Source organism: Streptomyces sp. NPDC058375, assembly GCF_042723425.1.
GTDB lineage: Bacteria > Actinomycetota > Actinomycetes > Streptomycetales > Streptomycetaceae > Streptomyces > Streptomyces durocortorensis.
On the sequence record NZ_JBHXJG010000354.1, the window covers coordinates 1 to 5,692 of the forward strand.

At 72.3% G+C, this 5,692-nt stretch carries 5 protein-coding genes; all 5 read right to left on the reverse strand.

All coding sequences use genetic code 11. The features are described 5' to 3' along the window. Positions 1–734 (reverse strand): DUF3159 domain-containing protein (locus tag ACFWM7_RS33050; protein ID WP_383267864.1); only part of this gene is annotated, 734 nt, incomplete at its 3' end. Between the two features lie 3 nt (positions 735–737). Next, on the reverse strand, positions 738–1,163 hold the full coding sequence (locus ACFWM7_RS33055; RefSeq protein ID WP_383267866.1) for an OB-fold nucleic acid binding domain-containing protein: 426 nt from the start codon (positions 1,161–1,163) through the stop codon (positions 738–740). Positions 1,164–1,238: 75 nt separating this feature from the next. Continuing rightward, positions 1,239–1,934: a response regulator gene (locus ACFWM7_RS33060; RefSeq protein WP_383267869.1), complete on the reverse strand. Its 696-nt coding sequence runs from the start codon at positions 1,932–1,934 to the stop codon at positions 1,239–1,241. 99 nt (positions 1,935–2,033) lie between these two features. Next, positions 2,034–4,577, reverse strand: a complete 2,544-nt coding sequence (locus ACFWM7_RS33065; RefSeq protein WP_383267872.1) for a DUF4118 domain-containing protein — start codon at positions 4,575–4,577, stop codon at positions 2,034–2,036. Between the two features lie 182 nt (positions 4,578–4,759). Further along, entirely contained in the window at positions 4,760–5,494 is a 735-nt protein-coding gene (locus ACFWM7_RS33070; protein WP_383267874.1) for an ABC transporter ATP-binding protein, read from the reverse strand. Positions 5,495–5,692 lie beyond the last annotated feature (198 nt).

A 5,692-nucleotide genomic window follows, 5' to 3' on the forward strand; every position in this document is an offset into this window, starting at 1 on the left:
TGTTCCTCGGCCTCCATCTCGGCGAAGACGTCGATGGGCGGCGGAGCCTTCGCGAGGAAGACCCAGGTCAGGTAGACCGCGAGCAGGAACGGCGGGATCTTCAGCGCGATGAGCACCCAGCCGAACTGGGTGGGGTCGGCCCACCAGTAGAGCGGGAAGAGGATCGCGCACTTGGCCAGCAGGATGAAGCCCCAGGCGTAACTGGCCTTGGTGTACGCCTTCTTCCGGCCCGGGTTACGGGTCCGCCAGGAGAGGTTCTCCTTGAAGACCGGGCCGAGGATCAGGCCGATCAGCGGTACGCCGCCGGCGGCGGTGGCGATGTAGGCCACCGAGAGGCCCAGGGTGTAGAGCATGCCCGGCAGGTAGAAGTCCTTGGCGTTGCCCGTCATCATCGCGAAGACGACACCGAAGCCCACCCCGAAGACGCCGCTGAAGGCGTGCTTGACGGTGTCCCGGCGGACCAGCCGGACGACGACGAGGGCCAGGGAGATCGCCAGGGCCGCGATGGCCGAGATCTGCAGGTTCTTGTTGATGGTGAAGATCGTGACGAAGAGCAGCCCGGGCAGGACTGTCTCCACCATGCCGCGCACCCCGCCGAAGGCCTCGAAGAGGGCGGCCTCGGTGACGGCCTTCGCCTCGGCGTCCCGCTGGGCCGCGTGCCTCCCGCCGGCGTGCGGCGGGTCGGTGCGGTGGATCTTGTCCGTGTCGGACGTCGGCTTGTCGAGAGACGTCACCGGCTACTCCTTGCCGAGCGGTCGGAGTTCGTATGTGGGGTTGAACAGCACCCGGCGGCCGTGGCTCATGGCGACCCGCCCCGAGGCGATGATCCTGCGGCCGGGCTCTATGCCGACGATGGAGCGACGGCCGAGCCAGACCACGTCCAGCGGCTCGGTGCCGTCGAAGAGCTCCGCCTCCAGCGCGGGCACTCCGGCCCGGGGACGGAGGGTGACGGTCCGCAACGTACCAGCCACCTTCACGATCTGCCGGTCGGAGCACTCGGAGATCCGGGTGCATCCGGTGGCCTGCGCGTCCTCCCGCAGCTCCTGGGACTCCAGGTCCTCCTGGGAGCTGGAGAGCCGGTCGAGCATACGGCGGAAGCGCCCGGAAGGCTTCGCCGCCTTCCCGGCCTTCCCGGCTTTCTCGAATCGGGGAACAGCACTCATACCCGAAGAGTACCGGTCCTGCGGGCGGTAGACGCGGGCCCGCGATGACCACTCGAAAGGGTGAGCCGGTGCGGGTCAGCCGCGTTCGAAGCGGTAGCCCATGCCCGGTTCGGTGACGAAGTGCCGCGGGTGCGAGGGGTCCGTCTCCAGCTTGCGGCGCAGCTGGGCCATGTAGACCCGGAGGTAGTTGGTCTCGGTTCCGTACGAGGGGCCCCAGACCTCCTGGAGAAGCTGTTTCTGGCTGACCAGGCGGCCGCCGTTGCGGACGAGGACCTCCAGCAGATGCCATTCGGTGGGGGTGAGGCGTACGTCCCGGCCGGCCCGGTGCACCTTCTTCGCCGCCAGGTCGACGGTGAAGCCGGCGGTCTCGACGAGGGCGATGTCCTCGGCGCCGCCCTCCTGCCCGACCGGTTCCGCCCGGCGCACCGAGGCGCGGAGCCGGGCCAGCAGCTCGTCCATGCCGAACGGCTTGGTGACGTAGTCGTCCGCCCCGGCGTCCAGGGCCTCCACCTTCTCGTCGGAGGTCTGCCGCGCGGAGAGGACCAGGATCGGGATCCGGGTCCAGCCGCGCAGGCCCCTGATCACCTCGACCCCGTCCATGTCCGGCAGCCCGAGGTCGAGGAGGACGACGTCCGGGTGGCGGGCGGCGGCGAGCTGGAGGGCGGTCGCCCCGTCGGGCGCGGCGTCGACCTCGTACTGGCGGGCCTTCAGGTTGATCACGAGGGCGCGGACGATCTGCGGCTCGTCGTCGACCACAAGCACCCTGGTCATCGCGGACCTGCCTTTCTGATGTACGAGCTGTACGGGGGGGGTTGTACGGGGAGGGGGAAGGATGTACGTGGGGGCGGGCGGCGTACGCCCCGGGGCGTGTCACGAGGTGGCCTGGGCCGGCAGTTCGGCGTCCGCCCGGACCCCGCCCGGCGCGGCGGCGAGGGTCAGGACCATGGTCAGCCCGCCGCCCGGGGTGTCCTCGGCGTCCAGCGTGCCGCCCATGGCCTCGGCGAAGCCCCGGGAGACGGCGAGGCCGAGCCCCACGCCGGCGCCGCGCGGGGCGTCCCCGTACCGCTGGAAGGGCTCGAAGATCCGTTCCTTGGCCTCGTCGGGGACGCCCCGGCCCCGGTCCACCACCCGCAGCTCGACCCGGCCGCCGAGTGCGCTGGCGGCCACGGCGACCGGCTCCCGGCCCGGGTGGTACTTGACGGCGTTCTCCACGATGTTGGCAACGACCCGCTCCAGGAGCCCGGGGTCGACGGCGACCATGGGCAGCGTCTCGGGGATGTCGAGGTCGACGCTGCCCTCCGGGACGCCGCCGAGCGCCATGGGGACCACCTCGTCGAGGTCGATCTCGCGGATCAGGGGGGTCACGGTGCCGGTCTGGAGGCGGGACATGTCCAGCAGGTTGCCGACGAGGTGGTCGAGCCGGTCGGCGCCGTCCTCGATGCCTTCCAGGAGCTCCGCCTCGTCCGCCTCGGACCAGGCGACGTCGTCGGAGCGCAGCGAGCTGACGGCGGCCTTGATGGCGGCCAGCGGGGTGCGCAGGTCGTGGCTGACGGCGGCGAGCAGGGCGGTCCTGATCCGGTTGCCCTCGGCCAGCCGACGGGCCTGCTCGGCCTCCCAGACCAGGCGCTGGCGGTCCAGGACGACGGCAGCCTGGGCGGCGAACGCACCGAGCACCCGACGGTCCTCGGCGGGCAGCACCCGGCCGGACAGCGCGAGGGCCATGTTGTCGCCGACCGGCATGTCCACGTCGGCGTCGTCGGGGCGGGTGGCCGGGGCCGGGCCGACGGATCCGGCGCAGGTCCACGGCTCGACGTCGCTGTCGCGCTCCAGCAGGGCGACGGACTCCATGGCGAAGGTCTCGCGGACCCTCTCCAGCAGGGCGTCCAGGGCGGTCTCGCCGCGCAGCACGCTGCCGGCGAGGAAGGAGAGGATCTCCGACTCGGCGCGCAGCCGGGCGGCCTGGTGGGTGCGCCGGGCCGCGAGGTCGACCACGGAGGAGACCGCCACCGCCACCGCGAAGAAGATCACGATGGCGACGAGGTTCTCCGGGTCCTGGACGGTCAGGGTGTGGGTGGGCGGGGTGAACCAGTAGTTCAGCAGCATGCTGCCGGCGGCCGCCGAGGCCAGCGCGGGTCTCAGCCCGCCGAGCAGGGCGGCGGCCACCGTCAGGAAGAGGAAGAGCAGGACGTCGTTGGCGAGGCCGGGGGCGTCCTCCATGCTGCGCAGCACCACCGCGAGCAGGACGGGACCGACGACGCCGACGAGCCAGCCCCAGATGATCCGGGCGCGGCCGAGCCGGGCGCCGCGGGCGATGGGCAGGCCACGGCCCTTGGCGACCTCTTCATGGGTGACGATGTGGACGTCGAGGTCGGGCCCCGACTCGCGGGCGACGGTCGCGCCGACCCCGGGGCCGTAGATGTACTGCCAGGTCTTGCGGCGGCTGGAGCCCAGCACGATCTGGGTGGAGTTGACGCCGCGGGCGAACTCCAGCAGGGCCGCGGGTATGTCGTCGCCGATGACGTGGTGGAAGCTGCCGCCGAGGTCCTCGACCAGGGTGCGCTGGAGCGCCAGCTCCTTCGGGGAGGCGGAGGTCAGGCCGTCGCTGCGGGCGATGTAGACGGCGAGGATCTCGCTGCCGGAGCCCTTGGCCGCCATCCGGGAGGCGCGGCGGATGAGGGTGCGGCCCTCGGGCCCGCCGGTCAGCCCGACGACGATGCGTTCGCGGGCCTGCCAGGTGGTGCGGATGTTGTGCTCGCCCCGGTACTGCTGGAGGTATTCGTCGACCCGGTCGGCGACCCAGAGCAGGGCCAGCTCGCGCAGGGCGGTGAGATTGCCGGGGCGGAAGTAGTTCGAGAGGGCCGCGTCCATCTTGTCGGGCTGGTAGATGTTGCCGTGCGCCATCCGGCGGCGCAGCGCCTGGGGCGACATGTCGACCAGCTCGATCTGGTCGGCCCGGCGCACCACCTCGTCCGGGACCGTCTCGCGCTGCCGCACCCCCGTGATCGACTCGACGACGTCGCCGAGCGACTCCAGGTGCTGGATGTTGACCGTGGATATGACGTCGATCCCGGCCTTCAGCAGCTCCTCGACGTCCTGCCAGCGCTTGGCGTTGCGGGAGCCGGGGACGTTGGTGTGGGCCAGTTCGTCGACCAGGGCGACGGCCGGGGCGCGCTCCAGGACGGCGTCGACGTCCATCTCGGTGAAGACGGCGCCGCGGTAGCTGATCTCGCTGCGCCGGACCTGCTCCAGGCCGTGCAGCAGCACCTCGGTGCGCGGCCGGGCGTGGTGCTCCACGAAGGCCACCACGCAGTCGGTGCCGCGCTCGACCCTGCGGTGCGCCTCGGAGAGCATCGCGTACGTCTTGCCGACGCCCGGTGCCGCGCCCAGGTAGATCCGGAGTGTGCCGCGTCCCATGGCCCCATTGTCTTCTTCCGTCCGGCCGTGTCGTGCGGAGGGCCGGTGGCGCGCCCGGTGCGGCCGCCGCCCTCGACGCTACTCCGCCGGGACGTCTGGTTCGGTCCGGGGAGTGCAGGTGAGGAGCGTATTGACGGAACTCTGATGCGCGGCGACGACCACGAAGAGGGCGGGGCCGGGGGTCAGCCCTGCTCGACGATATGGCCGTCGCTCAGCTCCAGGACCCGGTCGGCGAGGCCCAGCAGCTGGGGGTCGTGGGTGGCGACGAGGGCGGTGACGTGCTCGCTGCGGACGACCGCGCGGAGCAGTTCCATCACGGCGAGGCCGGTCTCGGCGTCGAGCTGTCCGGTGGGCTCGTCGGCGATCAGGAGGGCGGGGCGGTTGGCGAGGGCGCGGGCGATGGCGACGCGCTGCTGCTGGCCGCCGGAGAGCTCGCCGGGGCGCTGCTCGGCGTGGTCGGCGAGGCCGACGAGGGAGAGCAGCAGGGCGACCCGCTCGTCGCGCTCGGACGGGTCGGCCTTGCGCAGCCGCAGCGGTACGCCGACGTTCTCGGCGGCGGTCAGGATCGGGATGAGGCCGAAGGACTGGAAGATGAAGCCGACCCGGTCCCGGCGCAGCTCCAGCAGGCCCTTCTCGCCGAGCCCGGCCAGCTCGGTGCCGTCGACGGTGATCCGGCCGCCGTCCGGGGTGTCGAGGCCGCCGACGAGGTTGAGCAGGGTGGTCTTGCCGGAGCCGGAGCGGCCCTTGAGCGCGACCAGCTCACCGCGGGGGATCTCGAAGGAGACGCCGCGCAGGGCGTGCACGGCCGCCGCTCCGCTCCCGTACGAGCGGTGCAGGTCCTCGACCGTGACCATGGCGCTGCGGGCCGGGTCCTCGGCGAGGGCCGTGCCGGACTGCCCGCTGGTGCTCTCGGTCATGCTGCTCCCCCGTCGTGCATACGTGGTCCGCGTCGTCGCCCGCCAAGTATGTGTGGACGGTGCCCGCGGCGCTGTACCGGGTGCGCTGGTGGACGCTCGGGGTCGTCGTCGTGTGCCTCGCCCTGGCCCTGGTCGCCGGGTACCGCGTCGCGACGGACCCGGACGCCCTTGCGCAGATGGGCACTCCGGCGGAGCGCC